The organism is Hydrogenophaga sp. (genome assembly GCF_030158645.1).
Classification (GTDB): domain Bacteria; phylum Pseudomonadota; class Gammaproteobacteria; order Burkholderiales; family Burkholderiaceae_C; genus Hydrogenophaga.
In genome coordinates, this window is the sequence record NZ_JAOASO010000150.1 from 1 (window position 1) to 26,519 (window position 26,519).

General features: G+C 66.2%; 29 protein-coding genes and 1 pseudogene. 8 read left to right on the plus strand and 22 right to left on the minus strand.

Annotated elements, in window-relative coordinates; all coding sequences use genetic code 11:
* The 12 genes and pseudogenes from Q1W68_RS15880 to flgB all read right to left on the minus strand — a co-directional run.
* A pseudogene (locus Q1W68_RS15880) lies at nucleotides 1–707 on the minus strand (hypothetical protein); the annotation flags it as partial.
* Nucleotides 708–723: 16 nt separating this feature from the next.
* Nucleotides 724–1,935, minus strand: a complete 1,212-nt coding sequence (flgL, locus tag Q1W68_RS15885) for a flagellar hook-associated protein FlgL (RefSeq protein WP_300652070.1) — start codon at nucleotides 1,933–1,935, stop codon at nucleotides 724–726.
* A 19-nt stretch (nucleotides 1,936–1,954) separates the two neighbouring features.
* Nucleotides 1,955–3,877, minus strand: a complete 1,923-nt coding sequence (gene flgK, locus Q1W68_RS15890) for a flagellar hook-associated protein FlgK (RefSeq protein WP_300652068.1) — start codon at nucleotides 3,875–3,877, stop codon at nucleotides 1,955–1,957.
* A gap of 13 nt (nucleotides 3,878–3,890) precedes the next feature.
* Nucleotides 3,891–4,754, minus strand: coding sequence for a flagellar assembly peptidoglycan hydrolase FlgJ (flgJ, locus tag Q1W68_RS15895; RefSeq protein WP_300717078.1), 864 nt, complete (start codon nucleotides 4,752–4,754; stop codon nucleotides 3,891–3,893).
* Between the two features lies 1 nt (nucleotide 4,755).
* Entirely contained in the window at nucleotides 4,756–5,844 is a 1,089-nt protein-coding gene (locus Q1W68_RS15900; RefSeq protein ID WP_300652155.1) for a flagellar basal body P-ring protein FlgI, read from the minus strand.
* A gap of 81 nt (nucleotides 5,845–5,925) precedes the next feature.
* Nucleotides 5,926–6,594 (minus strand): flagellar basal body L-ring protein FlgH, encoded by a 669-nt coding sequence (locus tag Q1W68_RS15905; RefSeq protein ID WP_300652064.1) that lies wholly within the window; start codon nucleotides 6,592–6,594, stop codon nucleotides 5,926–5,928.
* Nucleotides 6,595–6,614: 20 nt separating this feature from the next.
* Nucleotides 6,615–7,397 (minus strand): flagellar basal-body rod protein FlgG, encoded by a 783-nt coding sequence (gene flgG / locus Q1W68_RS15910; RefSeq protein WP_300652061.1) that lies wholly within the window; start codon nucleotides 7,395–7,397, stop codon nucleotides 6,615–6,617.
* 25 nt (nucleotides 7,398–7,422) lie between these two features.
* Nucleotides 7,423–8,160 (minus strand): flagellar basal-body rod protein FlgF, encoded by a 738-nt coding sequence (gene flgF / locus Q1W68_RS15915; RefSeq protein WP_300652058.1) that lies wholly within the window; start codon nucleotides 8,158–8,160, stop codon nucleotides 7,423–7,425.
* Between the two features lie 32 nt (nucleotides 8,161–8,192).
* On the minus strand, nucleotides 8,193–9,407 hold the full coding sequence (gene flgE / locus Q1W68_RS15920; protein ID WP_300652055.1) for a flagellar hook protein FlgE: 1,215 nt from the start codon (nucleotides 9,405–9,407) through the stop codon (nucleotides 8,193–8,195).
* A 30-nt stretch (nucleotides 9,408–9,437) separates the two neighbouring features.
* Nucleotides 9,438–10,100 carry a flagellar hook capping FlgD N-terminal domain-containing protein gene (locus tag Q1W68_RS15925; protein WP_300658887.1) on the minus strand — a complete coding sequence of 221 codons (663 nt, stop codon included), beginning with the start codon at nucleotides 10,098–10,100 and terminating at the stop codon, nucleotides 9,438–9,440.
* 35 nt (nucleotides 10,101–10,135) lie between these two features.
* The gene (flgC, locus tag Q1W68_RS15930) at nucleotides 10,136–10,540 is read right to left on the minus strand and encodes a flagellar basal body rod protein FlgC (protein WP_300658885.1); all 405 of its coding nucleotides are present in this window, start codon (nucleotides 10,538–10,540) and stop codon (nucleotides 10,136–10,138) included.
* 17 nt (nucleotides 10,541–10,557) lie between these two features.
* Nucleotides 10,558–10,959: a flagellar basal body rod protein FlgB gene (flgB, locus tag Q1W68_RS15935; RefSeq protein WP_300658883.1), complete on the minus strand. Its 402-nt coding sequence runs from the start codon at nucleotides 10,957–10,959 to the stop codon at nucleotides 10,558–10,560.
* A 176-nt stretch (nucleotides 10,960–11,135) separates the two neighbouring features.
* Here flgB and flgA point away from each other — a divergent pair, with 176 nt between their 5' ends.
* From flgA to Q1W68_RS15960, 5 genes are all read left to right on the plus strand, one after another.
* On the plus strand, nucleotides 11,136–11,870 hold the full coding sequence (gene flgA, locus Q1W68_RS15940) for a flagellar basal body P-ring formation chaperone FlgA (RefSeq protein ID WP_300652045.1): 735 nt from the start codon (nucleotides 11,136–11,138) through the stop codon (nucleotides 11,868–11,870).
* A 115-nt stretch (nucleotides 11,871–11,985) separates the two neighbouring features.
* Nucleotides 11,986–12,309, plus strand: a complete 324-nt coding sequence (flgM, locus tag Q1W68_RS15945; protein ID WP_300652042.1) for a flagellar biosynthesis anti-sigma factor FlgM — start codon at nucleotides 11,986–11,988, stop codon at nucleotides 12,307–12,309.
* Between the two features lie 26 nt (nucleotides 12,310–12,335).
* Complete coding sequence (locus Q1W68_RS15950; RefSeq protein ID WP_300652041.1) at nucleotides 12,336–12,701, plus strand: hypothetical protein; 366 nt, start codon at nucleotides 12,336–12,338, stop codon at nucleotides 12,699–12,701.
* Nucleotides 12,702–12,811: 110 nt separating this feature from the next.
* Nucleotides 12,812–13,288 carry a bacterioferritin gene (gene bfr / locus Q1W68_RS15955; RefSeq protein WP_300717079.1) on the plus strand — a complete coding sequence of 159 codons (477 nt, stop codon included), beginning with the start codon at nucleotides 12,812–12,814 and terminating at the stop codon, nucleotides 13,286–13,288.
* An 82-nt stretch (nucleotides 13,289–13,370) separates the two neighbouring features.
* A complete protein-coding gene (locus tag Q1W68_RS15960; protein ID WP_300658879.1) occupies nucleotides 13,371–13,589 on the plus strand; it encodes a (2Fe-2S)-binding protein in 219 nt (72 codons plus the stop codon).
* Between the two features lie 76 nt (nucleotides 13,590–13,665).
* On the opposite strand, the gene Q1W68_RS15965 is transcribed toward Q1W68_RS15960, so the two are convergent.
* The 5 genes from Q1W68_RS15965 to Q1W68_RS15985 form a co-directional block, all read right to left on the minus strand.
* The gene (locus tag Q1W68_RS15965; protein ID WP_300658877.1) at nucleotides 13,666–14,592 is read right to left on the minus strand and encodes a branched-chain amino acid ABC transporter permease; all 927 of its coding nucleotides are present in this window, start codon (nucleotides 14,590–14,592) and stop codon (nucleotides 13,666–13,668) included.
* Nucleotides 14,592–15,479 (minus strand): branched-chain amino acid ABC transporter permease, encoded by an 888-nt coding sequence (locus Q1W68_RS15970; RefSeq protein WP_300652033.1) that lies wholly within the window; start codon nucleotides 15,477–15,479, stop codon nucleotides 14,592–14,594. The genes Q1W68_RS15965 and Q1W68_RS15970 overlap by 1 nt, the downstream gene beginning before the upstream one ends.
* Nucleotides 15,480–15,551: 72 nt before the next feature.
* Nucleotides 15,552–16,787 (minus strand): ABC transporter substrate-binding protein, encoded by a 1,236-nt coding sequence (locus Q1W68_RS15975; RefSeq protein WP_300652031.1) that lies wholly within the window; start codon nucleotides 16,785–16,787, stop codon nucleotides 15,552–15,554.
* A gap of 26 nt (nucleotides 16,788–16,813) precedes the next feature.
* A complete protein-coding gene (locus tag Q1W68_RS15980; RefSeq protein WP_300717080.1) occupies nucleotides 16,814–17,518 on the minus strand; it encodes an ABC transporter ATP-binding protein in 705 nt (234 codons plus the stop codon).
* Nucleotides 17,515–18,276, minus strand: coding sequence for an ABC transporter ATP-binding protein (locus Q1W68_RS15985; RefSeq protein WP_300658873.1), 762 nt, complete (start codon nucleotides 18,274–18,276; stop codon nucleotides 17,515–17,517). Before Q1W68_RS15985 ends, Q1W68_RS15980 begins: the two co-directional genes overlap by 4 nt.
* 282 nt (nucleotides 18,277–18,558) lie before the next feature.
* On the opposite strand from Q1W68_RS15985, the gene Q1W68_RS15990 reads away from it, so the two are divergent.
* Genes Q1W68_RS15990 through Q1W68_RS16000 form a run of 3 tightly spaced genes read left to right on the plus strand, consistent with a single transcriptional unit; the run spans nucleotide 18,559 to nucleotide 20,563 of the window.
* Nucleotides 18,559–19,308: a YoaK family protein gene (locus Q1W68_RS15990; RefSeq protein ID WP_300654331.1), complete on the plus strand. Its 750-nt coding sequence runs from the start codon at nucleotides 18,559–18,561 to the stop codon at nucleotides 19,306–19,308.
* Nucleotides 19,309–19,340: 32 nt separating this feature from the next.
* Complete coding sequence (locus tag Q1W68_RS15995) at nucleotides 19,341–19,760, plus strand: VOC family protein (protein WP_300654332.1); 420 nt, start codon at nucleotides 19,341–19,343, stop codon at nucleotides 19,758–19,760.
* Nucleotides 19,760–20,563 (plus strand): 2OG-Fe(II) oxygenase, encoded by an 804-nt coding sequence (locus tag Q1W68_RS16000; protein ID WP_300658871.1) that lies wholly within the window; start codon nucleotides 19,760–19,762, stop codon nucleotides 20,561–20,563. The genes Q1W68_RS15995 and Q1W68_RS16000 overlap by 1 nt, the downstream gene beginning before the upstream one ends.
* Nucleotides 20,564–20,592: 29 nt before the next feature.
* Here Q1W68_RS16000 and Q1W68_RS16005 read toward each other — a convergent pair whose 3' ends face one another.
* The 5 genes from Q1W68_RS16005 to Q1W68_RS16025 form a co-directional block, all read right to left on the minus strand.
* On the minus strand, nucleotides 20,593–21,594 hold the full coding sequence (locus tag Q1W68_RS16005) for a hypothetical protein (protein ID WP_300717081.1): 1,002 nt from the start codon (nucleotides 21,592–21,594) through the stop codon (nucleotides 20,593–20,595).
* Nucleotides 21,595–21,787: 193 nt separating this feature from the next.
* Nucleotides 21,788–22,504 carry an RNA polymerase sigma factor FliA gene (locus Q1W68_RS16010; RefSeq protein WP_300717082.1) on the minus strand — a complete coding sequence of 239 codons (717 nt, stop codon included), beginning with the start codon at nucleotides 22,502–22,504 and terminating at the stop codon, nucleotides 21,788–21,790.
* Between the two features lie 2 nt (nucleotides 22,505–22,506).
* Nucleotides 22,507–23,280: a hypothetical protein gene (locus Q1W68_RS16015; protein WP_300717083.1), complete on the minus strand. Its 774-nt coding sequence runs from the start codon at nucleotides 23,278–23,280 to the stop codon at nucleotides 22,507–22,509.
* Nucleotides 23,273–24,832, minus strand: a complete 1,560-nt coding sequence (gene flhF, locus Q1W68_RS16020) for a flagellar biosynthesis protein FlhF (RefSeq protein ID WP_300717084.1) — start codon at nucleotides 24,830–24,832, stop codon at nucleotides 23,273–23,275. The genes Q1W68_RS16015 and flhF overlap by 8 nt, the downstream gene beginning before the upstream one ends.
* Nucleotides 24,829–26,519 (minus strand): flagellar biosynthesis protein FlhA (locus Q1W68_RS16025; protein WP_300717085.1); only part of this gene is annotated, 1,691 nt, incomplete at its 5' end. The genes Q1W68_RS16025 and flhF, both read right to left, overlap by 4 nt.

Consider the following 26,519-nt stretch of genomic DNA (forward strand, 5'->3'; position numbering starts at 1 on the left):
ACCAGCACCGGGTCCTGGCGCACGAGCCGCTCCAGGCGTTCGAGCGAGCAGTCGTCGTTGATGGCCTGCAGGATCTGGCGGATCACGCGCGGGTCGCACGAGATGGGCTGGTGGCGGTGCGCGAGCAACACATCGGCGTCGGGCCAGCCGAGCAGGCCCCAGGCGCCGTCATCGTCCAGCAGGTGGCGGGCCAAGGTCTGGGTCTGCACCCCCTCGAACAGCTGGCCGGGTGGCAGAGCCTGGCGGCGCTGGTGCAGACCGGGGGTGTTCAGGTCTTGGAGGATCTCACTGGCCTCGTGCGGGCTCAGCCGCAGCACGTTGCGCACATCCAGGTCGGGTGACTGGCCTTGGCGCAGCGCCTGCAGATCGGTGCGGCGGATGAGGCGGTGCCCGCGCCGGTGGGCGACGGACAAGGTGGCCACGGTTTCGCGGGTCTCGAACAACGCGGCGGGCACTTCCAGCCAGGCGTTGTGCACCGGCTCGCAGGACAGCGCCTGCTGCAACAGGCGGGGCGAGTCCACCGAAATGATGAGCACCGGCGCGCTCTCGGGCCAGTCGTCGCCCAGCGCCTGCATGAGGTGGACAGCGTCGACCGCCGCTGCGTGGATGGGGTGCACGCTCAGCCGCACCGCGGCCAGCTGGCGTTCGCGGTTCCACACCGGCTCGTAGCCGAGTGCGAGGCTGTCCAGGACGGTGTGACTCAACATGCTGAAGACGCGTCCATCAGATCACCTGGAACAAGGAGAGGCGCTGCACCTGTGCATACGACTTGAGCGCCGCCTCCAGCCCGAGCTGCTGGGTCTGGAAGTCGGAGATGCCTTGCACCAGGTCCAGATCTTCCAGGCGGGATTTTTCGGCCTTGAGGTCGACGCCACGGTCTTCCAGCAGGGTATCGAGCGAGTCGCCCCGGTTGAGCCATTCGCCCGCACGACCGCGCGCGAGCAGCACCCGGTCGTGACCGGCGTCGAGCTCGGTCATGGTGCGCGCGAGGGTCTGCGTGCGCACCGCGCCGCTGTTGGCGCTGGTGTCGCGCAGTGCGTTCACCGCGTCCTGCACCACGCTGAAGATGTCGGTTTTCCCGGCGGGCGCGATGTCGATCTGGTCACCGCCGGCGGGCTGACCGTTGAGCTGCAGCGACTGGCCATCGAATTCGATCGTCATGCCGCTGGCGTAGGGCACGCCGACGTGTCCGGCCACCGGGGTGCTGGTGGTGGTGTTGGTCACGGTGTACTGCAGGGTGCCGGCCACGTCGGCGAACGTGATGCTGTAGTTGGCGCCGGTGAGCGCGGCCTGGTCGGTGACTTCGCCCAGGCCGGTGCTCACGCTGCCGGTGTTGGTCGCGCCCAGGCTCATCGCGAAGCTGCCGTTGCCCTGCGGCACGCGCATCCAGATGGCGTTGCCGTCGAGCGTCTGCGGCAGCGACGTGCTGCCGGCCGCGGCTTGGCCGCGCTGGCCGTTGAACTGAACGCCATTGCCACCTGGACCGTAAAGGTCCACGAACGGCGTGGCCGCGCCGCCCAGCCCGCCGAAGAGGGTGCGCCCGGCGTTGTCCTTGAGGTTGGCCACGCCGATCAGTTGTTCGCGAAGCCCTTCGAGCTGGCGCGCGATGTCTTCGCGCTCGCTCGGTCCGAAGGTGGCGTTGCCCGCGCTGACCAGCAGGTCGCGCACTTTCTGGATGAGTTCACCCGACTCGGCCAGGCCGCTCTCGGCCTGCTGCAGGCTGCTGCGCGATGTCTCGAGCGAGCGCAGATCGGCCTGCGTGCGCGAGAGCCGGTTTTGCGCGGTTTCGGCCAGCGTGGCCGCCACCGGGTCGTCGCTGGGTTTCTGCACCCGCTTGCCGGTGGCAATCTTTTCTTGCTGGGCCGCCAGCTCGGCCTGGCGCCGGGCGAGCAGGCTGACGGTGTTGTCGTAGCTGTTGGCGGTGGAAACGCGCATGGTGTGTTCCTCTGGGGACCTATCGGCCCACGGTCTGCAGCAGGCTGTCGAAGGTGCTTTGTGCGATCTGCAGGAACTTGGCCGAAGCCTGGTAGGCCTGCTGGAATTGCAGCAGGCGCGCGGCTTCTTCGTCCAGGTTCACACCCGAGACGTTGGTGCGCGCGGTCTCGGCCGTGGTGGCGATTTGCGACGAGAACTCGGTGGCAAACTGCGCGCCCTGCACGCGGGTGCCCACATCGGAGAACAGGCTCACATAGCCGTCGGCCAAGGCCACGCCCTCGAAGGTGGGGCGGTCGCGCAGGGCCAGCACGGCGCTGGCGTTGCCGGCGTTCTGTGTCGTCGAACCGGCGGGTGCGGGGTCGATGACGAAGGTGTCGCCGGCGGTGGGGCTGCCGCGCAGGGTGAGGTTCCAGCCGTTGAGCGCGATGGGCTCACCGGGCTTGAAGTTGTAGCTCGGGGGTGGGCCGGCGTTGTCGGGCAGGGCGTTGGCGGGGTCCTGCACACCGGTCACGGTGAACGTGCCGTCGGCCTGGAACACCAGGCTGATGGGCTCGTCGAGCTGGGGCGAGTCGGACACCGCGTAGAGGCTCTCCACACTCAGTCCGCCCCCGTTGTCCAGGTCTGGCGTCACCCTCACGGGGCTGGCCGCGGCCAGGCGATCGGGTGAGCCGATGGCCATCTGCAGGTTGCGCGCGGCGGCCTCGAAGGGCCGCACCAGGATGCGGTCGCCTGCGTTGGCGGTGCCGGCGTCGATGTTGAACCGCAGGCCGTCCTTCTCGAACGCCGTGGCGGGCAGGGAGAACGTGGTGCTGTCGCCGTCGGACAACCGCACGATGCTCACATCGGTGCCGCTGAAACGCAGCTCGTAGTCCGACGCCATCAACGCAGCGGGGTCGCTCACGGTGGCGCTCACGATGGCATCGCCGGTGTCGGTGGGACTCCCCATGCCCACGGCCGCCGCCGGTGGAATGAAAAAGTCCTGACCGGGGTTGCCTTGCAGGTCGATGCCCAGTGCGTGCTGGTTGTTGACCGTGGTGGCCGACGCCAGCGCCATGCGACCCAGCAGGTTCTGCACCGCCGCCAGGTCCTTGTTGAGAAAATTCATCAGGCCCGAGAGCTCACCGCCCCCCAGCGTGTTGTCGGCCAGCGGGGTCGACACGCTGCCTTGCACAAACGCCAGCGCGATGCGCGAGTTGTCGGTGGCATCGCGCGTCACGGCGAGCTGGCTGGCGCGCTGGCCCAGCAGCAAGGGCTGGCTGCCCGCCACGAAAACGCTCACCGAGCCGTCCTTGTCGAAGACGGCGCTGGTCTGGATGTGCTGGTTGAGCTCGCCCAGCAGCTGGTCGCGCTGGTCGAACAGGTCGTTGGGCGTGTGGGTTCCGCCGGCGGACTCCACGATCCGCTGGTTCACCTTGGCGAGGTCTTGCGCCAGGCCATTGATCACATTGACCGAGCCTTCCACCTGCTGCTGCGTGCTGCGCGAGAGCGCATCCAGCTGGCCGGCGGTGTTGCGCAGGCGGCTGGCGAATTCTTCGCCCTTGGCGATCACCACCACGCGGGCGGTGAGGTTGTTGGGGGCGGAGGCCACGTCGGCCCAGGCGTTGAGGGTGTCGTTGAGTGCCGAGCCGAGGCCACCCGCACCGAGCGGGAACGCGCTCTCCAGTGCCTGCAGGCGCGAATAGCGCACCGCATCGGCGGCAGCCACCGCACCGGTGAGCTGCGCTTCGCGCGTGAGGTAGGCGTTGTGGGACCGCTCCACCGTGGCCATGTCCACGCCCTTGCCGATGTAGCCGTTGCCGAAGGCCTGCGCACCCGCGGTGGTGAGCTGCACGTTCTGGCGCGAGTAGCCCGCCGTGTTGGCGTTGGCGATGTTGTGGCCAATGACCTGCAGGGCCGCGAGGTTGGTGGTGAGGGCGCGAGCGCCGATGTTCAGAGCAGACATGGAAAGGTGGTCCTCAGCCCTGAGCTCTCTGGAGGCTCAGCGTGGTGTTGATCGCGCGGCTGAGCTTGGCGGCGTATTGGGGGTCGGTGGCATAGCCGGCTTTTTGCAGGCCGGCCGCAAAGCCCTGCACCGAGCCGATCTGGTCCATCACCTGGTCGTAGCGTGGGCTGTTGCCGATGAGCTTGGCGTAGTCGCGGAACGAGTCGGCGTACGAGTCGTAAGCGCGGAACTTCGCGGTCACTTTGCGCGGCTCGCCATTGATGTACTCGGTGGTCGTGATCTCGGCGACCTTGCCCTTCCAGCCGCCGGTGGCCTTGATGCCGAAGAGGTTGTGCGACGGCGTGCCGTCGGCGTGGCGGATCTCGCTCCGGCCCCAGCCGGTTTCGTGGCCGGCCTGGCCGATCATGTAGCTGGCCGGGATCCCCGACTCGCGCGCCACCACCGCGGCGGCCTCGCTGTGCTGGTCCACAAACCCGGCCTGGCGCTGGCCTGCGCCGGCGCGGCCCACGGTGCTGGCACCGCCGGTGGCGGGCAAGGCGTTGGCAGCGCCGGTGGCGGCGTTGTTCTGCATCTGCTTGCCGAGCTGACGCTCGATGGCTTCGGACAGGCCGCCGGGAAGACCCGAGAGCTGCACCGCAAACTGCTGGTCCAGCAGGTCCGTGCCGAGATCGGCGCCCTCGCCTTCCATCAGGCCCGACTTCTGCGTGGCCTCGCGCATGCTCTTGATGAGCTCGCGCATGAAGAGCGATTCAAACTGTTTCGCAGCCTCTTTGAGCGCGGCCTTCTCGTTGCCCTTGCCCGCGCCATACCGCAGCGCGTTGAGCGCTGTGGGGTCGGCCGCGAGGCCGCTGGTCGACAGGGGGTTGGTCGGGTTCACGTCAGATCACCTCGAGCTCGGCGTTCATCGCGCCCGATGCCTTGATGGCTTGCAGGATCGCCAGCAGGTCTTGCGGCGTGGCACCCAGCGAGTTGAGGGCGCGCACCACATCGGCGAGTTGCGGCGCGGTGTCGAGCTTGATGAGCGAGCCCTTGTCCTGGCTGATCTGGATGTTGGCCTGCTCGGCCACCACGGTCTGGCCACCGGTGGACAAGGCGTTGGGCTGGCTGATCACCGGCGTGGAGCTGATGCTCACCGACAGGTTGCCGTGCGAGACGGCGCACGCGCCCAGGCTCACGGCCTGGTTCATCACGATGGAGCCGGTGCGCGAATTGATGATGACGCGGGCCATGGGAATGGCGGCGTCCAGCCGGATCTCTTCGACCTTGGCCAGGAACCCCACACGGGCGCCCGGATCGGCCGGCGCGCGCAGGCGCACCACCCGGCCGTCGACCGCGCTGGCCACACCCGCGCCCATGACGCGGTTGATCGCATCGGTCACGCGGCTGGCGGTCTGGAAGTCGCTCGAATTCAAACCCAGGTCGATGGTCTCGCCCAGCGCAAACGGGCTGGCCACCGCGCGCTCCACCTGCGCGCCACCGGGCACACGGCCCGCGCTCAGGTGGTTGATCTGCACCTTGCTGCCACCGGCCGACGCGCCGGCGCCACCCACCAGCAGGTTGCCCTGGGCGAGTGCGTAGATTTCACCGTCGGCGCCCTTGAGCGGCGTGGTGATCAGCGTGCCGCCGCGCAGCGACTTCGCGTTGCCGACGGAAGACACGGTCACGTCGATCATCTGACCGGGCTGGGCAAAAGCGGGCAGCTGCGCGGTGACCAGCACGGCCGCCACGTTTTTGAGCTGCATGTTGGCGCCCGGCGGCATCGAAAGGCCGAGCTGCTGCAGGTAGTTGTTGAGGCTCTGCGCGGTGTAGGGCATCTGCGTGGTCTGGTCGCCCGTGCCGTCCAGGCCCACCACCAGGCCGTAGCCGGTCAGCTGGTTGCTGCGCACGCCCTGCACCGCCGCGATTTCCTTGATGCGGATCGACTGGGCGGCAGCGGGCCAGGCCATGGTGAGTGACACCAGCGCCATGGTCAGCAAACGCAAAGGGGAGAAAGATGACTTCACCGCAGATTCCTCAGTGGGCAGAACGAGACCCATTGTGGGCTTGGGTCAGAACGGGATAACGCTCAAAAAGAACCGTGCCAACCAGCCAATTGCCATCGCTTCGCCCTGCGCCCCGCGCCCACGCGACTCCACGCGCACATTGGCCATCTGGGTCGAGGCCACGGTGTTGCCGGGTTTGATCTGCTTGGGGTCCACGGTGCCGGAGAAGCGCAGCACATCGACGTTCTGGTTCACGCCGATCTGTTTCTCGCCCACCACCACGAGGTGGCCGTTGGGAAGCACCTCTTGCACGGTGGTGGTGATCGAGCCGGAGAAGGTGTTGTTGTTCAGGTTCTTGCCGTCACCCGAAAAACTGTTCTCCGACTGCGCGCCCAGCGTGAGCTTGTCCAGCAGCGGCGCCTTCAGGAAAGGGAAACCCGAGACACCGGCGGAGATGTCCGCGCTGCGGTCGATCGAGGCCGAGGAGGTCTGGCTCGCGTTCAGTCGCTCGGTGATCTGCACGGTCAGGGTGTCGCCAGGCAGGCGCGCGCGTGGGTCTTCAAACGCGGGGCGGTAGCTGGCGGCCTGGAACAGGCTGCCGCTGGGCACCGCGTTGACGGGCGCGGGCTGCGCGTAGCGCACCGGCTGCACCGGCTGCAGATCGACCTTGGAGCTCATGGTTTCGCAGCCGGTGGCGAGCACGGCCAGGGTCAGCGCAATGGCGAGACGGAACATGGGGATTTCTCCGATGACGATCACAGCTGGCTCAGGCGTTGCAGCATCTGGTCCGACGTTTGAATGGCCTTGGAATTCATCTCGTAGGCGCGCTGGGTCTGGATCATGGTCACCAGTTCCTGCACCACGTTGACGTTGGAGGTCTCGACCATGCCCTGCATCACCGAGCCCAGGCCGGCCGAGCCGGGCGCGCCGGTGATGGGGTTGCCCGAAGCGAGGCTTTCGGCGAACAGGTTCTGGCCCAGCGGCTCCAGGCCGGCCGAGTTGATGAAGTTGGCGAGCTCGATGTTGCCCACCTGCTGCGGCACCGGGTTGCCCGGCAGCTTGGCGGTGACCACACCGTCGCTGGAGACCGTGATGCTCTGCGACTCGGCCGGCAGCGTGATGCCGGCGGTGAGCGGGTAACCGCTGGAGGTGACCATGCGGCCCTGCGCGTCGAGCTGGAAGCTGCCGTCGCGGGTGTAGCCGGTGGTGCCGTCGGGCATCTGCACCTGAAAGAAACCACCACCGTTGACGGCCAGATCCAGCGCATTGCCCGACTGCTGCAGGCTGCCCTGCGTGAAGTTGCGCGACGTGGCCACGGTGCGCACACCCAGGCCCACCTGCAGGCCGGTGGGCAGCTCGGCCTGCTCGGCGGTGTTGGCCCCCACCTGGCGCAGGTTCTGGTACATCAGGTCTTCAAACACCGCCGTCGCGCGCTTGAAGCCGTTGGTGGACACGTTGGCCAGGTTGTTCGAAATCACGTCCAGCTGCGTCTGTTGCGCCTGCATGCCGGTCTTGGAAATCATCAGCGAATTGATCATGGTGTGCTCCGCAAAGGAAAGTGGGTCAGCCGTTCATGCTGAGGAGTTGGCTGGCGGTCTTGTCGTTGGTTTCGCCGTTCTGCAGCATGCGCATCTGCACCTCGAACTGGCGCGCCACGGCGATCATTCCGACCATGGCCTCCATGGGGTTCACGTTGGAGCCTTCGAGCGCGCCGTCCTGCAGCCGGGCCACGTCGTTGGCGGGCAGCGGATCGCCTTGCGGTCCACGAAACAGCCCGTCTTCGCCACGCTTCAGCGGGTTGTCCGCATCGGGCTGCACCAGCTTGAGCTTGCCCACCTGTTGCGACGGTTCGTTGCCCACGCGGGTGCTCACGGTCCCGTCGGCGGCGATGTCCACGCGTGCGTTGGCCGGCACCACGATCGGGCCACCGTCACCCAGCATCGGCAGACCCTGGCTGTTGACCAGCGTGCCGTCCTGGTTGACTTCAAGCGCGCCGGCGCGGGTGTAGGCCTCGGTGCCGTCCAGCCCCTGCACCGCGAAGTAAGCGTTGCCGCGGGCGGCCACGTCCAGGTTGCGGCCGGTGGAGGTGATGGCGCCCGGCAGGTCGGAGTGGCCCGCGGTGGCTTCCAGTGCAAACACACGGGTGCTGGCACCGTCGCCGCGCACCGGCACCGCGCGAAAGGTGGAGAGTTCGGCGCGAAAGCCCGGCGTGGACACGTTGGCCAGGTTGTTGGCCAGCACCGACTGGCGGTGCTGTGCGGCACTGGCGCCGGTCATCGCGGTGTAGATCATGCGGTCCATGCGGGACTCCTGGGTTCAGGTCAGACGCTGGCTCAGCGCATGTTGAGCAGCGTGCTGAGCACCTGGTCTTGCGTCTTGATGGTCTGGGCGTTGGCCTGGTAGGCGCGCTGTGCGGTCATCATGTTCACCAGTTCCGCGGTGAGGTCGACGTTGGAGTCTTCCAGCGCGCCGGCGCGCAGCACACCGAAGTTGCCCGCACCCGGCTCACCGCGCAACGGGTCGCCCGAGGCGAAGGTGGACTGCCAGATGCCGTTGCTGCCGGGCGCCAGACCCTGCGCATTGCGGAAGTTCACCAGCGCAATCTGGCCAGCGGCGCGCGATTCGCCGTTGGAATAGCGGCCGGTCACGACGCCGTTTTCGTCGATCTTCAGGCTGGTGAGTTCGCCCGGACGGTAGCCGTCCTGGTCGAGGTTGGTCACCGCAAACGAGGTGCCGAACTGGGTCACATCGGTGAGGTCCAGCGTGGCGCTGAACGCGCCGTTGGCCGAGGTCAGCGCCACGGTGGGCGTTGGTGTGATGGAGGCCGGATCGAGGGTGCCGTCGCCGTTGAAGTTGAGCGTGAAGGACGGGCTGGCGGTGGTGGGTGCGGTGCCATCGCCGCTGGTGTAGACCGTCCAGGTGTTGGGGGCCGTCTTGCGGAAGGCCATGGCCACCGGCACTTCAACCCCCTGCGCGTCGAACGCCACCAGCGAGGTGCCGTAGGTCGCCAGCGGCGTGGGCGGCGTGACAGCGTTCCACACCTCGGCGCGCGTGTCGAGGTTGAACTCGGCGGTGATGGCGGTGGTCTGCTGGGCCGGGATCGGACCGCCCGTGGGCAGGGACAGCGGTTGCGTGTCGAAACTCAGGCGATTGCCGTCGGCGTCGGTGGGGTAACCCATGAGGTTGCTGCCGTCGTTGGTGACGACGTTGCCTTCCCGGTCGAGCTTGAACATGCCGGCGCGGGTGTAGGCGGCCGATCCGTTGGGCTGGGTCAGTTCGAAGAAGCCGTTGCCGTTGATGGCGACATCGAGCTCGTTGCCGGTGACGCTGATGTTGCCCTGCGTGAAGCTTTGCGCCACCGCAGCCACCGCCACGCCGATGCCGGTGGCGGTACCGCCCGAAGCGTTGACCGAGCTGGCGTAGATCTCGGCGAACTCGGCACGCGAGCTCTTCATGCCCACGGTGTTGGAGTTGGCGATGTTGTGGCCGATGACGTCGAGGTTGCGGCTGGCGGCGTTGAGGCCGGAGAGTCCTTGCTGGAATGCCATGGTGGTGTCCTTGAGAGTGGGCTGTGCGGGTTACAGGAAGGTGGAGACCTGGTCGTAGCCCAGGGTGCTGCCGTCCTGCAGTTGCAGGTTCATGGTCCCGTTGGCGAAGCCCACGGAAGTCACGGTCTGGCAGGTGTAGGTGGTGGCCTTGACGGGTTGGCCACCTTCTGACGCTTTCACGCGGAAGCCGGCCACCTGGTTCGGGTCGATGCCGCTGCCGTCCCAGTTGAACGAGTGCTGGCCGGCGGTGAGCGCGCCGAAATCGAGTGTGTCGATCACCTGGCCGTTCTTGCCCATCACCTCCACCGCGACCTGGCTGGCGCTGGCTTGCAGGCGCATCGCGCCTTTGCCGATGCTGCCGTCAAAGCCGAACTTGCTGCCCTCGACCAGCGCCTCGCGCCCGATCAACGAGGTGCCCTGCAGCGACTGCATGGAGCCGAACTGCGCCGCCATGCCTTTGAGTGTGGCGTTGAGTTCCTGGATGCCGCTGACCGTGTTGATCTGCGCCATCTGGGTCGTCATCTGCGCGTTGTCCATCGGGTTCAGCGGGTCCTGGTTGTTGAGCTGCGCCACGAGCAGCTTGAGGAACCGGTCCTGCGAGGCCGCCGGGTCCATGTTGTTCTGTGCCGAGGTGCCGGTGGTGCTGCCCACGGTGTTGCCGAGGCTGGAGGTATCGATGGGGGTGATGAACATGGGTCAGGTCCTGTGAAAAGGGATGCGTGCAGAGCTCACTGGCCCATCTGCAGGGTCTTGAGCAGCAGCGACTTGGCCGTGTTCATGACCTCGACGTTGTTCTGGTAGGAGCGGGAGGCCGAGATCATGTTGACCATCTCCTCCACCGGGTTCACGTTGGAGTGGTTCACATAACCTTCGGCGTCGGCGCTGGGATGCGTGGGGTTATGTACACGCCGACCGGGCTCCTGGCTCTCGGTGATGTCTTTCACTTTCACGCCCGCGTTGCCCGAGCCGCCCATGGGCAGGGTCTGGAACTGGATGTGGCGCGCCTTGTAGGTCTGGCCGTCGGGGCCGGCCACGGCGTCTGCGTTGGCCAGGTTGCTGGCCACCACGTTGAGGCGCTGCGACTGCGCGCTGACCGCACTGCCCGAGACGTTGAAGATGGAAAACATCGACATGGCTGTGTCCTTTCAACTCACTGGCCTTGAATGGCACTGAGCATGGTCTTGACGTGGGAGTTGATGAAGCGCAGCGTGGACTCGTAGCGCACGCTGTTGTCCACGAAGCTGGCGCGTTCGCGGTCGAGGTCGACCGAGTTGCCGTCCTGGCTGGGCTGGGTCTGCACCGTGTAGGCCAGCCGGGGGTCTTGTGCGCTGGTGGTGCCGAGCACCATGTGGCCAGCGCTGGTGAGGCTCACATCGGCGCGCGCGGCGCCGCCCGAGACGTTCTTGAGCGCGGCGGCGAAGTCAAAGTCCCGCGCCACATACCCGGGGGTGTCGGCGTTGGCGATGTTGCTGGCAATGACCTGCTGGCGTTGCGAGCGCAGCAGCAGGGCGTTGGCATGGAAGTCCAGCCGGGCGGTCATCTGTTCAAGCATGTTCACCTCAGGGCACGGGTTGCGGGGCGGGTGACCGGCCTTCCTCAGAGGGCGCGGACACCGGGGCGTTGGACGAATTATGGAAATCTTGAGGGTCGGCAATGGCCGGAACAAAGACCCCTTAAGCGGCCTTTTCCCGGCTTTCCCGCTCGCGGCAGGGGCCTACAGTGCAGGCCATGCCCACGTTGCCCACCTCCTTCGTTTCCCCTCTGGCCGGTCGCCTGATCGCTCTGGTGGCGCTGCTGCTTTGCGGCTGGAGCGCGCAGGCCGTTGAGCCCACGGCGCTGGAGAAAATGGCGCACGACTTCCTCACCCCCGCGCTGGCCGAGGCCCTGCCCAAAGACGGTTCTCCGCTGCGCGCCGAGGTCGTCATGGGTTCGCTGGACACGCGCCTGAAGCTCGCACCCTGCAACCAGGTCGAACCGCACCTGCCGGCCGGTACCCGCCTGTGGGGCCGCAGCCGCATCGGCTTGCGCTGCGTGGACGGCCCCACCCGCTGGAACGTGTTCGTGCCCGTCACGGTAAAAGCATGGGGACCGGCCTGGGTGCTCAAACGCGCTGTGCCGGCGGGCGACACCCTCACTCAAGACGATGCGGAAATTGCCGAGATTGACTGGGCGGAGCAGCGTTCCAGCGTGCTGGCCCTGCCCGAGCGCTGGGTCGGCCAGATCGCGGCCTACCCATTGACCGCCGGCCTGGCGTTGCGCGAAAACATGGTGAGGGCACCCCTGGCTTTTGCCCCGGGTGCACAGGTTCGGGTGAGTGGCCAAGGGGGCGGCTTCAGCATTTCAGCCACCGGTCAGGCGCTCACCGCGGGCATGGTGGGCGAGAGCGCCCGGGTCAAACTGCCCGGCGGGCGGGTGGTCACCGGGGTGGTGCGCGATGCTCAGACGGTCGAACTGGCGCTCTAGGTGAGCCCCAGCGACGACCGGGTTGTAAAAAAAGTTGTGACGCGCGCCTAAAGTTCTCAAAACACGGACCGATACAGTCAGGACATGGCCCCGACTTCGGGGTTTGGAGCGTGACATGAAAGTCGATTCATCACCCGATTCGTACATTGGTTCTGTGGCCGGCGGCCCGCAGAAAGCCACCGCGCCTGCGGCGGCCGAGGCGGGCGCTGCGGCATCGGCCGCCAGCGCGGTCAAGCCCCAGGCCGGCGTGACCGTGACCCTGTCGTCTTCCACCACCGAGGCCCGCGCGGTCTCCGGCGGGGCGGACGTGTTCAACGCCGACAAGGTGGCGGCCATGAAGGACGCCATCGCCAACGGCAGCTTCAAGGTCAACGCCGAGGCCATCGCCGACAAAATGCTGGCCAACGCAGCCGAGATGCTCGGCGGCCCACGCACCTGATCCTCCTTTTTCCACGAGGCCACACCATGACGTTTGCAACGAACTCCCACCCCTGGATCGATTCGCTGCAGGTGGAACTCGACGCCCTGGAGGCCGCCCTGCTGCGCGGCGACGCCCCCGCCGTGGAACGGGCGAGCGCGGCCATGCACCAGGTGCTGCAACAAGCCCCCAAATCCATCGTCATGGCGGCACCCGGCAGCGACCAGCAGCACGCCCTGCTCAGCGCCGCCGAACGGTTTGCCCGCCTGCGCCAGGCTGTTTTGCGGGCCAACGCCCAGAGCCAGCGCGCCGTGGCCAGCCTGCTGCCCCAGCACACCCAACAGCCCACCTACGGCCGCCAGGTCGGCGCACCGTCCACGGGCGGCGCGGGGCGCGCCTTCCTCTCGGCCTGACGCGCAACGCTCGGCTCGTTCGAAACCGGCCCAGGCCGGTTTTTTTGTGTCCGGGACATGGGGGTGACAATGGGCGCCCTTCCCCCAAACCCGACACAAGGAGCATTCCCATGAAAGGCGACCCCCAGGCCATCGCACATCTGCAAGCGCAGCTGAAGAACGAGCTGACGGCCATCAACCAGTACTTCGTCCACTACCGCATGCTCAAGCACTGGGGCCTGGACAAGCTGGCGAAGAAGGAATACGAGGAGTCCATCGGCGAAATGAAACACGCCGACCAGCTCATGGACCGCATCTTCACGCTCGACGGCCTGCCCAACCTGCAGGACCTGGGCAAGCTGAACATCGGCGAAGACGTGCCCGAACTGCTGGCCAGCGACCTGGCGCTGGAAACCGGTGCGCAGCACACCATCAAGGAAGGCATTGCCCACTGCGAATCGGTGCGCGACTATGTTTCGCGCGACCTGCTGCAGGGCATCCTGGACGACACCGAAGAGCACATCGATTTTCTGGAAACCCAGATCGAGCTGATCGACAAGGTGGGTTTGCAGAACTACCTGCAGAGCCAGATGGGTTCGGTGAGCTGAGGGTGTTCATCCGCTGAGCGGTCTTGCGCATCTGAATGCGATTCATTATCATTCGCTCAGATTCACAGATCGGCCCAGCACCATGATTGTTTGCATCTGCCACCGCGTCAACGACAAGACCATCGCCCAGTGTGCCCGCTCGGGCATGGGCTTTGACGACATCCAGCTCGAGCTGGGCGTGGCCACCCAGTGCGGTCAATGCGAAGGTTGCGCCCGCAAGCTGTGGTCGGAATGTTCGCCCCAGCGGTCGGTGGCGCACCTCTCGCGCGAGGTGGTGGTGCATCAGGCCGTTGCCGCCTGAAAACACCTGACGCGGATCCCTGCAGACAACAAAAAACCGGCCGAGGCCGGTTTTTTGTTGTCTGCGCCAACGGCCCTCAGCCCTTCTTGGCGCCAAAACGGTGTTCGATTTCGCCGACGATGCCGCGACGGAACACGAGCACGCAAAAGACGAAGGTCACACCCATGATGATCGACACCATGGAGCCCAGGCCCGACAGGTAGTTCTGCATGGTGACGATCACGGCCGCGCCCACGGTGGGGCCGAGGATGGTGCCCATGCCGCCGAGCAGCGTCATCAGCACGACCTCACCCGACATCTGCCAGCCCACGTCGGTCAGGGTCGCGATACCGAAGGCGATCGATTTGGTGGCACCGGCCAGTCCGGCGATGGTGCCGGAGAGCACAAAGGCCATGAGCTTGTAACGGTCCACGTTGTAGCCCAGCGAAAGCGCACGGGGCTCGTTCTCGCGCACCGACTTCAGCACCTGGCCGAACGGCGAGTGGATGATGCGGTAAATGAGCGCAAAGGCTGCGGCGAAGATGGCGGCCACCACGTAGTACATCACCCGGTCGTCGGTGAGGTCGATCACACCGAACAGCTTGCCGCGCGGAATGCTCTGGATGCCGTCCTCGGCGTAGGTGAACGGTGCCTGCACGCAGATGAAGTAAATCATTTGCGCCAGCGCGAGCGTGACCATGGAGAAGTAGATGCCCTGGCGACGCACCGCCAGCCAACCGGTGATCAGCCCGATGAACGCCGCGCTCACCGTGCCGGCCAGGATCGCCAGCTCGGGCGTGAGCCCCCACACCTTGGCCGCATGACCGGCCACGTAGGCCGAGAAGCCGAAAAACATCGCGTGGCCGAACGAGAGCAGGCCGGTGAAGCCGATCAGCAGGTTGAAGGCGGAGGCGAACAGTGCGAAGCACAGCACCTTCATGAGGAAGATGGGGTAGCCCACGAAAGGGGCGACCAGCAGTGCCAGGAACAGCACCACAAAAACGTTGCGGGTGGCTTTGGACATTATTTCTCCCGGCCGAACAGACCTGCCGGACGGATCATCAAGACGATGACCATGATGATGAAAACCACGGTCGATGAGAGCTCTGCGTAGAACACCTTGGTCAGGCCCTCGATGAGGCCCAGCGCCAGACCGGTGAGGATGGAACCCAGGATGGAGCCCATGCCGCCGATCACGACCACGGCGAACACCACGATGATGATGTTGGAGCCCATCAGCGGGCTCACCTGGTAGATGGGCGCGGCCATCACCCCGGCCAGACCGGCCAGGCCCACGCCGAAGGCGTAGGTGAGGGTCACCATCAGCGGCACGTTGATGCCGAAGGCGCGGACCATGTTGGGGTTTTCGGTGCCGGCGCGCAGGTAGGCACCGAGCTTGGTCTTCTCGATCACGTACCAGGTGAACAGGCACAGGAAGATGGAGACGAACACCACCCAGGCACGGTACTTGGGCAGGAACATGAAGCCCAAGTCGAAGACGCCGCGGAAGATCTCGGGGAGCTCGTAGGGTTGGCCGGACGAGCCGTAGAACTCGCGGAACGCACCTTCAAAGATGAGGGCGAGGCCGAAGGTGAGCAACAGACCGTAAAGGTGGTCGAGCTGCTGCAGCCGGCGCAGCATGGTCATCTCGATCAGGGCGCCGATCGCACCCACCACCAGCGGTGCAATGATGAGCGCGAACCAGTAGTTCACGCCCAGGTAATTGAGCAACATCCACGCGACAAAGGCACCCACCATGTAGAGGGCACCGTGCGCGAAGTTGACGATGTTGAGCATGCCGAAGATCACGGCCAGGCCCAGCGACAGGATCGCGTAAAAAGAGCCATTGACCAGCCCCAGCATGAGTTGCCCCATGAAGGCCACGGTCGGCACACCAAATATTTCAGTCATTGCAGTTCGGTGAAAAGGGGCGGGCCGTGAATCACGGCCCGCCCGGTCGGCTCAGATCAAATCAGCCCAGGCTTACTTCTTGATGCCGGGGCACTGGCTCAGCGCCAGCGATTGGAAAGCCTCATCACCCTTGATGGTGCCCTTGAGGTTGTAGTAATCCCAGGCGCCCTTGGACTCCGAGGGCTTCTTCACCTGGAACAAGTACATGTCGTGCACCATGCGGCCGTCTTCGCGGATCTTGCCGCCCTTGGCGAACATGTCGTTGATCGGCATTTCCTTCATCTTGGCCATCACGGCGGCGGTGTCGTCGGTGCCGGCGGCCTTGATGGCATTGAGGTAATGCATGGTCGACGAGTAGACCGAAGCGTGGTTGGAATTCGGCTTGCGGCCGTTCATGACCTTGCTGTACTTGTCGGCCCAGGCGCGGGTCTCGGCATTCAGGTCCCAGTACCAGGCTTCCGTCAGGTACAGGCCTTGTGCCGTGGGCAGGCCGATGGCGTGCACGTCGGTCAGCAACATCAGCAAGGCGGCCAGGTTCTGCTTCTTGGTCAGACCAAACTCGGCGGCGGCCTTGACGCTGCTGACGGTGTCGCCGCCGGCGTTGGCCAGACCGACGACCTTGGCACCGGAGGATTGGGCCTGCAGCAGGAAGGACGAAAAGTCACCGGTGGACAGCGGGTGGCGCACAGCGCCCAGCACCTTGCCGCCGGCGGCTTTCACCACCTCACCGGTGTCTTTTTCCAGCGAGTGGCCAAAGGCGTAGTCGGCGGTCAGGAAGTACCAGCTGTCGCCGCCGTCTTTCACGATGGCCTTGCCCACCACGTTGGACAACGCGATCGTGTCCATCAGGTAGTGGATGCCGGTGGTGGGTGCGCAGTCGGCGTTGGTCAGGCGGGCCGAGGCGGCGCCGGTGGTGATGGTGATCTTGTTCTTTTCCTTGCCCAGTGCCTGCACGGCCAGGGCCACGGCGGAGTTCAGGTTTTCCACCGAGATGTCCACGCCGTCGCGGTCGAACCAGCCCTGGGCCACGTTCTTGGCGATGTCGGGCTTGTTCTGGTGGTCGGCGCTCACCACTTCGATCGGACGACCGAACATGGTGCCGCCGAAGTCGGCCACGGCCATCTTGGCGGCGGCCACGGCGCCTGGGCCGCCGTAGTCGGCGTACACGCCCGACATGTCGGTGAGCACGCCGATTTTCACGGCATCACCGGTGAGCTTGCCCTGCTGGGCCACAGCGAAAGACGCGCCGCCGGCCAGCACGGTGGCAATGGCAGCGGTCACAGCGGTTGAAATCAGGTTGCGTTTCATGGAAGTCTCCTCTTGGTGGAAGGGCGTCAAACGCCCAGATACTCATTGAGCATGTCGGATTTGCTCTCGAGCTCGTTCTTGTTGACCGTGGCGACGATCTGGCCATGCTCGATCACGTAGTGCCGGTCGGCCAGGGGTGCGGCAAACCGGAAATTCTGTTCGACCAGGATGATGGTCAGGCCCTTGGCCTTGAGCGCGCGGATCACACGGCCCAGCGTCTGCACGATCACGGGCGCCAGGCCCTCGGTGATCTCGTCGAGCAACAGGACGCGGGCGCCCGAGCGCAGGATGCGCGCCATCGCCAGCATCTGCTGCTCGCCGCCCGAGAGGCGCGTGCCCTGGCTGTGGCGGCGCTCCTTGAGGTTGGGGAACATGGCGTAGATTTCTTCCACGCTCATGCCGCCCTCGCCCACCTTGGGCGGCAGCATCAGGTTTTCTTCGCAGCTCAGCGACGAGAAGATGCCGCGCTCTTCGGGGCAGTAGCCCAACCCCAAGCGCGCAATCTTGTTGGTCGGCATCTGGATGGTTTCCACGCCGTCGATCTGGATCGAGCCGATGCGTTTGCCCACCAGGCCGAGGATGGACTTGACCGTGGTGGTGCGGCCCGCGCCGTTGCGCCCCAGCAGCGTGACCAGCTCGCCTTCGCGGATCTCGAAGTTGATACCGTGCAGCACATGCGATTCGCCGTACCAGGTGTTGAGGTCGGCGACCTTCAAGAGAACCTTGCTCATTCGATTTCCTCGACCGTGCCCACGTACGCTTCGAGCACACGCGGGTCTTTGGACACCGTCTCGTACGGGCCTTCGGCCAGCACCGAGCCGCGCGCCAGCACCGTGATGGTGTCGGAGAGGTTGGCGATCACGTTCATGTTGTGCTCGACCATGAGCACCGTGCGGTTGGCCGCCACCTTGCGGATGAGCTCCACCACACGGCCCACGTCTTCGTGGCCCATGCCCTGCGTGGGCTCGTCCAGCAACATGAGTTCGGGGTCCAGCGCCAGCGTGGTGGCGATCTCCAGCGCGCGCTTGCGGCCGTAGGGCAACTCCACCGTCTGTGTCTGCGCAAAACTGCCCAGATCGACTTGCTCCAGCAGCGCCATGGCTTCGTCGTTCAGTGCGTACAGGCTGGACTCGGGCTTCCAGAAATGGAAGCTGGTGCCCAGCTTGCGTTGCAAGCCGATGCGCACGTTCTCCAGCACGGTGAGGTGGGGAAACACCGCCGAGATCTGGAACGACCGCACCATGCCGGTGCGGGCCACTTCGGCCGCCTTGTGACTGGTGATGTCCTTGCCTTTGTAAAAGATCTTGCCCGAGGTCACGGGCAGGAACTTGGTCAGCAAGTTGAACATGGTCGTCTTGCCGGCACCGTTGGGGCCGATCAATGCGTGGATGGAACCACGCTTGACTTTGAGGTTGACCTTGTCAACCGCGACAAACCCTTTGAATTCGCGGGTGAGTTCCTGCGTTTCAAGAATGTATTCGGTGCTCATGAATGTCGATCACCATCAAGAACCCCATCGGCCGGTGGGCCAGCGGGGCAGTTGGAAATCCGTTCTCCTGTGTCTTGCGATGCCGGTGCTGTGAAAGGCCGACAGGCTGGTGTCTGCGATGGGTGATTGTTAGTGAACTTACGAACTTCTCAACCTAGGGAATTCACCCTGTTCAGTCCCCCTCAAGACATCGAACTCCTGGCCATGCGTCGCAGCGTATTGCTTTAGCGCTATACATTCATGGGAGGCGGCCCGAACCCACTGGTGTAACGTGAGCCCTCCATGCCCGCCAACTACGCCCGCTACCTGATCGGCACCCAACGCACCGCCGAGTCCAACCGCGAACTCGGTTTCGTGCTGGCTTTCGTGGCCGGCGCCATCAATGCCGGTGGCTTTCTTGCCGTGAAGCAGTACACCTCGCACGTCACGGGCATGGTGTCGTCGCTGGCGGACAACCTGGCGCTGGGCCAGATGGGCCTGGTGGTGGACGCGAGCGTGGGCGTGCTGTCGTTCCTGCTCGGTGCCATGTGCTGCGCCATCATGGTCAACTTCGCGCGGCGCCGGCAGCTCTCCAGCGAGTACGCCCTGCCCTTGCTGCTGGAAGCGGCGCTCATCCTGTGCTTCGGCCTGCTGGGCGCGCAGCTGTCCACGTTTGAAGGGCTGCTGGTTCCATTCACCGTGGTGCTGCTGTGTTTCATCATGGGTCTGCAGAACGCGATTGCCACCAAACTCTCGAATGCGGTGATCCGAACCACCCACATGACCGGCATCGTGACCGACCTGGGCATCGAGCTGGGCAAGCTCGTCTACTGGAACCGCAGCACGGAGCACCCCTTGAAAGTGCGGGCCGACCGCCAGCGCATGGCCGTCCTGGCGGGTCTGCTGGCTGCTTTCACCGTCGGCGGCATCGCCGGAGCGTTCGGTTTCAAGCAGGTGGGCTACGGCTTCACCGTGCCCCTGGCGCTGCTGCTGGCCGTGCTCGCGCTGGTGCCCACGTTGGACGACCTGCTGCACCGAAAAGCCGGGGGCTGACAAGGTTTTGCAACTTGGGTCCAATCGGGCGCATGAAATACCTGCACACCATGGTCCGCGTGACCGACTTGGACGCCTCCCTGAAGTTCTACCGCGATGCCCTCGGCCTGGAAGTCGTGCGCATCCGCGAAGTGCCGCAGGGCCGCTTCACGCTCGCCTTTCTGGCCGCACCGGGCGACCACAGCGCCCAGATCGAACTCACCCACAACTGGGACCCCGAGACCTACACCGGTGGGCGCAACTTCGGCCACCTGGCCTACCTGGTGGACGACATCTACGCCACCTGCGAACGCCTGCAGGCGCACGGCGTGGCGATCCTGCGTCCACCGCGCGACGGCCACATGGCCTTTGTGCGCTCACCCGACAACATCTCCATCGAGCTGCTGCAAAAAGGCGATGCCCTGCCCCCCGGCCAGCCCTGGGTGGACATGCCCAACAGCGGCAGCTGGTGATGGGCGCGCGACCGTCGGCTGACAACCTCTCGTGGCCCGCGCTGCGGGTGGTGGCGCGCATGCACGGCTCGCTGCCCCTGGGCGGCGTGGTGCCGCACACGCCCATCCATGCCTTTGAAACCACGCCCGACGCGCTGAAGCTGGGCGACACGCTGCCCGCCGCCACGCGTCACGACATCGAGCTCGGCGGCCTGCTGGCTTTTTCCATCCGCCACGTGGTCAGCGCCGATGAAGCCGACCGCATCACCGCCGCCACCGAACGCATGGGCTATCGCGACGAGGCACCGGGCATTGCCACACCGCCCGGCATGCGCATGAACAAGTCGGTCCATTGGGTGGCCGACGAAGCCTTGCTGGGCGCCGTGATGGCGCGCATCGGCCACCTGTTGCCCCCCGACATGCTCGGTGTGCCGCTGCACCCGCGCCTGAGCCACCGCCTCAACATGTACCGCTACGACGCGCAGGACGTCTTCAACCGCCACACCGACGGCGACTGGCCAGGCTACGGCCTGAGCCAAGACCGCAGCGAGATGCTGGAGTGGCCGGGTTTGCGCTCCGGCCTGACCATGCTGCTCTACCTCAACGGCCCCGAAGACGGCGTGGTGGGCGGCAACACCCGCCTGTACCGCCGGGACGGGAGTTGGGTGGACGTGGTGCCGAAGAAGGGCGATGCCCTGTTCTTTCGCCACGAATTTGGCCCCACCTCCGTGGTGCACGAAGGCTGCCGCGTGGACGGCACGGTGCCGAAGTACGTGGCGCGCATCAACGTCATGTTCGGACAGGGTTCCGGTTCGACGCTGTGACGGGCCTTGGTCGGTGAGCGCCGGGCTGATCAGCCCGGCGTGCGCCGCTGCCATCTGAGCCTGGGCAGGCGGATGCGAACGTCGGCCGAGCCGTTCCAGTCAGGTTCGAGCCCCGCTTGCCGCAGAGCGTGGCAAACCCGCTGCGCCACGGCCACCGCGTCTTTTTCTTCGTCGCTGTTGACGGGACCGAAGGCCAGCTGCAAGCCCTCACCCTCGAGGGCACGGTCGATGTCCTGGCTGTGAAAGAAGCAGAAGCCGGTGTACTGGCCATCGGCCGTCCGCGGGTCGGCCAGCTGCTCGTTCACCCATTGCATGCCGTCGCCCATGGTGTTGCCCGCGCACTGCAGGGCGAGGATGCCCTCCTCATGCAGGCGGGCAAAGGCGCGGTCGAGCCGATCGCAGTCGGTGGTCTCTGGCCAACCCGCCTCGGCGCGGCGCTTGCTGGCCAGTGTTTCGGCGACGGCGGCCTTGACGGTCTGAACGTCGAACCCGGCGCCTTCCTCGTCCTCGATCTCGATCATGGCGTCGATCTCTGCCGGCGAATCGAAGCCGTACCAAATGGCTTCGGTCACTTCGCTCTGCATGTGTTCGGTGGCGTCATCGATGTCTGGCGTGCCCGCCTCGCCAGCGCCCTCCCCGTCCGGCAGGCAGGGATCCGGCGCCGGATCTCGCGTTCCCGGGATGCGGCGCAAACCGATCGCGCCGGTCTTGCAGTCGAAGCACAGAAAGTGCGAACGGCCGTAGATGTCCAGCGTCTGACCGGCGGCCGGGTCGGTGGCAGCACTGGGCAGAAACGACGCATCGGCATGGATGTTGAACCGCGCGTCGTGGGCGGCCGCCAGCGCGGTGCATTCGCGCAGCACACGGTCGATCTCCCGGTTGGCCGGCCGCCGGCCGACGAAGGTGACGTGGAGTCCGTACAGGCTCTGGTGGGGGCTGTGGTAGAGCCGGGTGAGCGCTCCCAGGCGCTCGGCCGGCGGGAAAGCGAGGTCGATGTGGTTGAAGAACGAGGGGGCGGAAAGGTGGGCCATGCTGCGGCGGTGTCAAGGGTGGAAGGGCAGTCCTTGACAGTGGCGAGACGCGGCCTCGGCTTTCAGGGACAGCGGCCCATGCTAGTCATGGCCATCCCTTCGCACCAGCAGCCGTTGTCCTTGGCCAACGGCTAGTGCGGATGCGGTATTGCACCGGGCGCAGCTCGGTCCCGCACCCCGGCGTGCCCCCGCTTCAGTGCTCGCGCAACTTCGAGCGCAGGCGCGCGATCGACTGGCTGTGCAGCTGGCAGATGCGCGATTCGGTCACGCCCAGCACAGCGGCGATTTCCTTCAGGTTCATGTCGTGCTCGTAGTACATCGACATGATCTGCTGCTCGCGCTCGGGCAGCACGTTGATGGCGGCCACCAGCGCGGTGCGCATGCGGTGGTCCTGCAGCTTGGCCGAGGGGTCGGCCTCGCTGTCGCCCATGTGGCGATCCAAAAATCCATCTTCGTCGTCGCTGCTGCCGCTGATGTCTTCCAGGTACACCAGCTGGGTGCCGCGCACCTTGGCCAGCAGGTGCTGGTAGTCGGCCAGCGGCATGCCCAGCTCGGCGGCAATTTCCGATTCCTTGGGCACGCGCTGCAATTTCTGCTGCAGTCGGCTCACGGCCTGTTCGATGTCTTTCTGGCTCTTGCGCGAACCGCGCGACATCCAGTCGCCTTCGCGCAGCTCGTCGATCATCGCGCCGCGGATGCGCTGGCTGGCAAAGGTTTCGAACTGCACGCCCTGCGTGGGTTCGAAGCGCGCAATCGCTTCGGTCAGGCCGATCATGCCGACCTGGATCAGGTCGTCGAGCTCCACGCTGGGCGGCAGCTTGGCAATCATGTGGTGGGCCAGCCGGCGCACCAGCGGGCTGTATTTGCGCAGCTGCTCGTCGCGGTTGAGCGTGCCTTTGGCGGTGTACATCTTCAGCTCCAGAGGGGTGTCGTCGGGGCCACGCGGGCCAGGCCTGGGTAGCCATTGAGGCCGGTCTCGGTCATCGCGGTGATGGCGCAGGCCTGGGCGCGGTGCCCCCAGGTGTGGGCAGGCCAGCTCTCCAGCGCCAGGCCCAGGTGCCGGGCGGCGCAGTCGGTGACCGACGCCACCAGCGGCTGCAGCACCTGCGCGCCACCAGCGGCCAGCGGCGCCAGCACGGGCGCGAGGCCCGCGGTGTGCAGCAGCTTCACGGCGCCGTACGCATCGATGCTGGCTTGTGGCTGCTCGATCACCGGCACCATGGCACGGGCGTTCAGGCCGGGCAGCAGGCTGGCCAGCGCGAAGGCAGGCGCAAACAGCAGCACGATCACGCCCGGGGCGAACGGCGCCAGCAAGCGCGAGAGCGCCGCCGATGCGCCTGCGACCTGCGCGGTCTCCTGCAAGGCCTGCAGGCCACGCGCGCCGGGCATCACCAGCCAGTCGGCCAGGTCGTTGGGGTGTTCGAGGTTTCCGATGGACGGGTCTTGCAGCGCGCGCAGCAGGCCCAGGTGGCTGCCGCTCTGGCGCTGGCTGCTGCCGGACTCCACAGCGGTTCCGTCGACGATGACCACCGAGCGCCCCTGGTTGGCCAGGCAGCCGGCCAGCATGTAGAGCCACTCGTGGCCGCGCGCGGGCTGCGCAGGGCTGGCCACCGGCAACAGGCTTGCGCCGCCGCTGCGGCTCTCGCCGCGCAAGCCGGCGGCCTGGTCGAAGCCGTGTTCAAACATGCGAGGACCCCAGGTTCACGCTGCGCGTGTTGGTGGGGGCGAAGTAGAAGCCCATGTCGGTGGCCACCGGGTCGTAAGCCGACTTGCCGGCCGTGCCCATGGACATGCGCACCAGAGTCGAGGCGTCGGGGTTCTGCCAGTCTTCGGGCACGCGCTGGCCGTTGGCCACGCCGCGCAGCGTCACCTGGTGGCGGATCAGTGCGTCCAGCGCCGGGCCGAGTTTCACGGCCTCGTCGACCTTGGAGAGCACCACACCGTGCAGCGAGCTGGCCTTGAACGAGGTCAGGGTTTCGTCGAGCGTGTCGCCTTGCGAACCGGCGTTGAGCACCAGGGTCTTCTTGACCTTGGGCATGTCCAGCACGTCGAGCATGTCCTGGATGCGCTGGTCGCGCTGGCCCAGGCCGGCGGTGTCGATGATCACCAGGCGTTTGCCCGAGAGCAGGTTGAGCAGGTCCTTGAGCGCCGCGCGGTCGTGGGCCAGGTGGGCCACCACGCCGAGCATGCGGCCGTAGGCGCGCAGCTGTTCGTAGCCCGAGACGCGGTAGGTGTCGAGCGTGATCATGCCCACGCTGGCGGCGCCGTATTGCTTGACGCACTGGGCGGCCAGCTTGGCGGCGGTGGTGGTCTTGCCGACCCCGGTGGCGCCGATCAGCGAGACCACACCACCTTCGTCGCACAGGCCCGCCGTGGAGGCACTGACCTTGAGGTTGCGGGTGATCACGTCCATGAGCCAGCGGAAGGCTTCGGGCGCACCGGCGTCGGTGGGCACGCGATCCAGCACGGCGCGGGCCATGGCGGGCGAGTAGCCGGCGCGGATCATCTTGAGCATCAGGTTGGACTGGATCGGGTTCTGCTTGGACGAACCGAGCCAGGCCAGCGTGTTGAAGCGCTCTTCGATCATGTCTTTCAGCGCGGAGAGCTCCACCGCCATGCGGCTGTCGTCGTTGCTCGCAAACCGCACCGACGGCTGCGAGTCTTCCCAGGCGGGTTCTTCTTCGCGGGTGCGGATGGCCGGCTGGCCCAGGCGACTGCCAAAGGTGGCCTGGGCAGGCTGGTTGAAGCGCTGCACCGGCACCACGATGGGCTCGGCCGCGGGCATGGGCATGGGCATGGGGGCTGCCTGAACCGGTGCGGCCTGCACCGGGGCGCTGCGCTGGGGTGCCGGCTGCTCGGCAGGAGCGGTGTCCTGCAGCGACTCGCGGCGCTTGCGCAGCATGCGCTCGCGCACGTATTCCTGGAACGACAGCGTGCTCATGGCCAGCGCTTCGGTGTCACCTTCCACCGACTCGGGCTGGGCCAGCGTGGCACTGGCGGCCGGGGTGGCTTTGGCCCGCGCCGCAAACGAGGTGGAGGCAGCGGCCGCCCGGTTGGTCATCGGCGCTGGCGCGGCGTTGCCGGACAACGGGGCCAGGCTCTCCTCGGCCGCGGCCATCACCTCGAAACCTTCGCTGGTGGAGCGGGTCGAGAGGATGACGGCGCTGTCGCCGAAGGCCATGCGGGCCTTGGCCATGGCTTCGCGGGAAGTGGGGGCGGTAAAGCGCTGGATGTTCATGCAAGTTCTCCAAGAATCGGGCCGATGCGGATCAGATGGGTTTCAGGAATTTCGCTGTGCGCCAGCACCTGGAGGCGCGGCGCGGCGCGGCGCAGCAGGCGGGCCATGGCGTTGCGGATGGCGTCGGGCACCAGCAGGCAGGCGGGCACGCCCTTTTCTTCCTGCTTGTTGGCGATGTCGGTGGCCGATTTGCTCAGCATCTCGGCCACACCGGGGTCCAGCGCGCCGTTGGCTGCACCGCTGAGGGCCTGCATCAGCAGACGCTCGAGACCCGGCTCGATGGCGATCACTTCCAGCTCTTTCACCGGGCCGTAGATCTGCTGCACGATGGCCGGCGACAGCGCCATGCGCACGCGGCGGGCCAGCTCGGTCGGGTCGGTGGTGGCGGTGGCGTGCTCGGCGATCGCTTCGATGATGGTGCGGATGTCGCGCACGTGCACCGACTCTTCCAGCAGCAGCTGCAGCACTTTCTGGAAGGTGGCAACGGAGATCATCTTGGGCACGACTTCTTCGATCAGTTTGGGGGCCAGTTTGGTGACGTGTTCAACCAGGTCCTGGGTCTCTGTCCGGCTCAGCAACTTGGCTGCCTGGACTTGCATCAAGTGTGAAAGATGCGTGGCCAGCACAGTCTCGGAATCAACCACGGTAAAACCGGCCATCTGCGCGTTTTCACGTTGCTTTTCTTCGATCCAGTGCGCGGGCAGGCCAAACGCAGGGTCGGTGGTCGGGGTGCCGATCAGCGGGGTGCCCAGACCACCCGGGTCGATGGCCAGGAACATGCCGGGAAACACCTCGCCCTCGCCCACCACCACGCCACGCAGCGTGATGCGGTAAGCGCTGGGGCGCAGCTCGAGGTTGTCGCGCACGTGCACGGCCGGCGGCAGGAAACCCACCTCCTGCGCGAACTTCTTGCGCACGCCCTTGATGCGGGTCAGCAGGTCGCCCTGGCGGGTCTTGTCGACCATGGCGATGAGGCGGTAACCCAGTTCCAGACCGAGCAGGTCCACCGGCTGCAGATCGTCCCAGGTGGCTTCGCCGTCGCTCTGCACGGCCGGTGCTTCGGGCTCGGCCACGGGCCGGGCATCGACCCGCAGGCGCCACCAGGCCAGGCCGCCGAAGATGGCCGCAAAGCTCAGGAACACGGCGTGCGGCATGCCCGGGATCACGCCCAGCAGGAACATGACCGCGGCCACGATGCCCATGACCTTGGCGGAGATGAACATCTGCTGCATCACCTGCGCGCCCAGGTCCTCGTCCTTGCCCACGCGCGAGACCACCATGGCCGCGGCCACCGAGATCAGCAGCGAGGGAATCTGTGCCACCAGCGCATCGCCCACCGCCAGCAGGATGTAGGTGCTGGCGGCCTCACTGGCCGACAGGCCGTGCTGCATCACACCCACCGCGAAGCCGCCGACAATGTTGATGATCAGGATCAGGATGCCGGCGATGGCGTCGCCGCGCACGAATTTGGAGGCACCGTCCATGGAGCCGAAGAACTCGGCCTCGTCGCCCACTTCCTGGCGCCGCTTCTTGGCCTGTTTCTCGTCGATCAGGCCGGCGTTCAGGTCGGCGTCGATCGCCATCTGCTTGCCGGGCATGGCGTCCAGCGTGAAGCGCGCCGACACCTCGGCGATGCGCTCCGAGCCCTTGGTGATCACGATGAAGTTGATCACCACCAGGATCACGA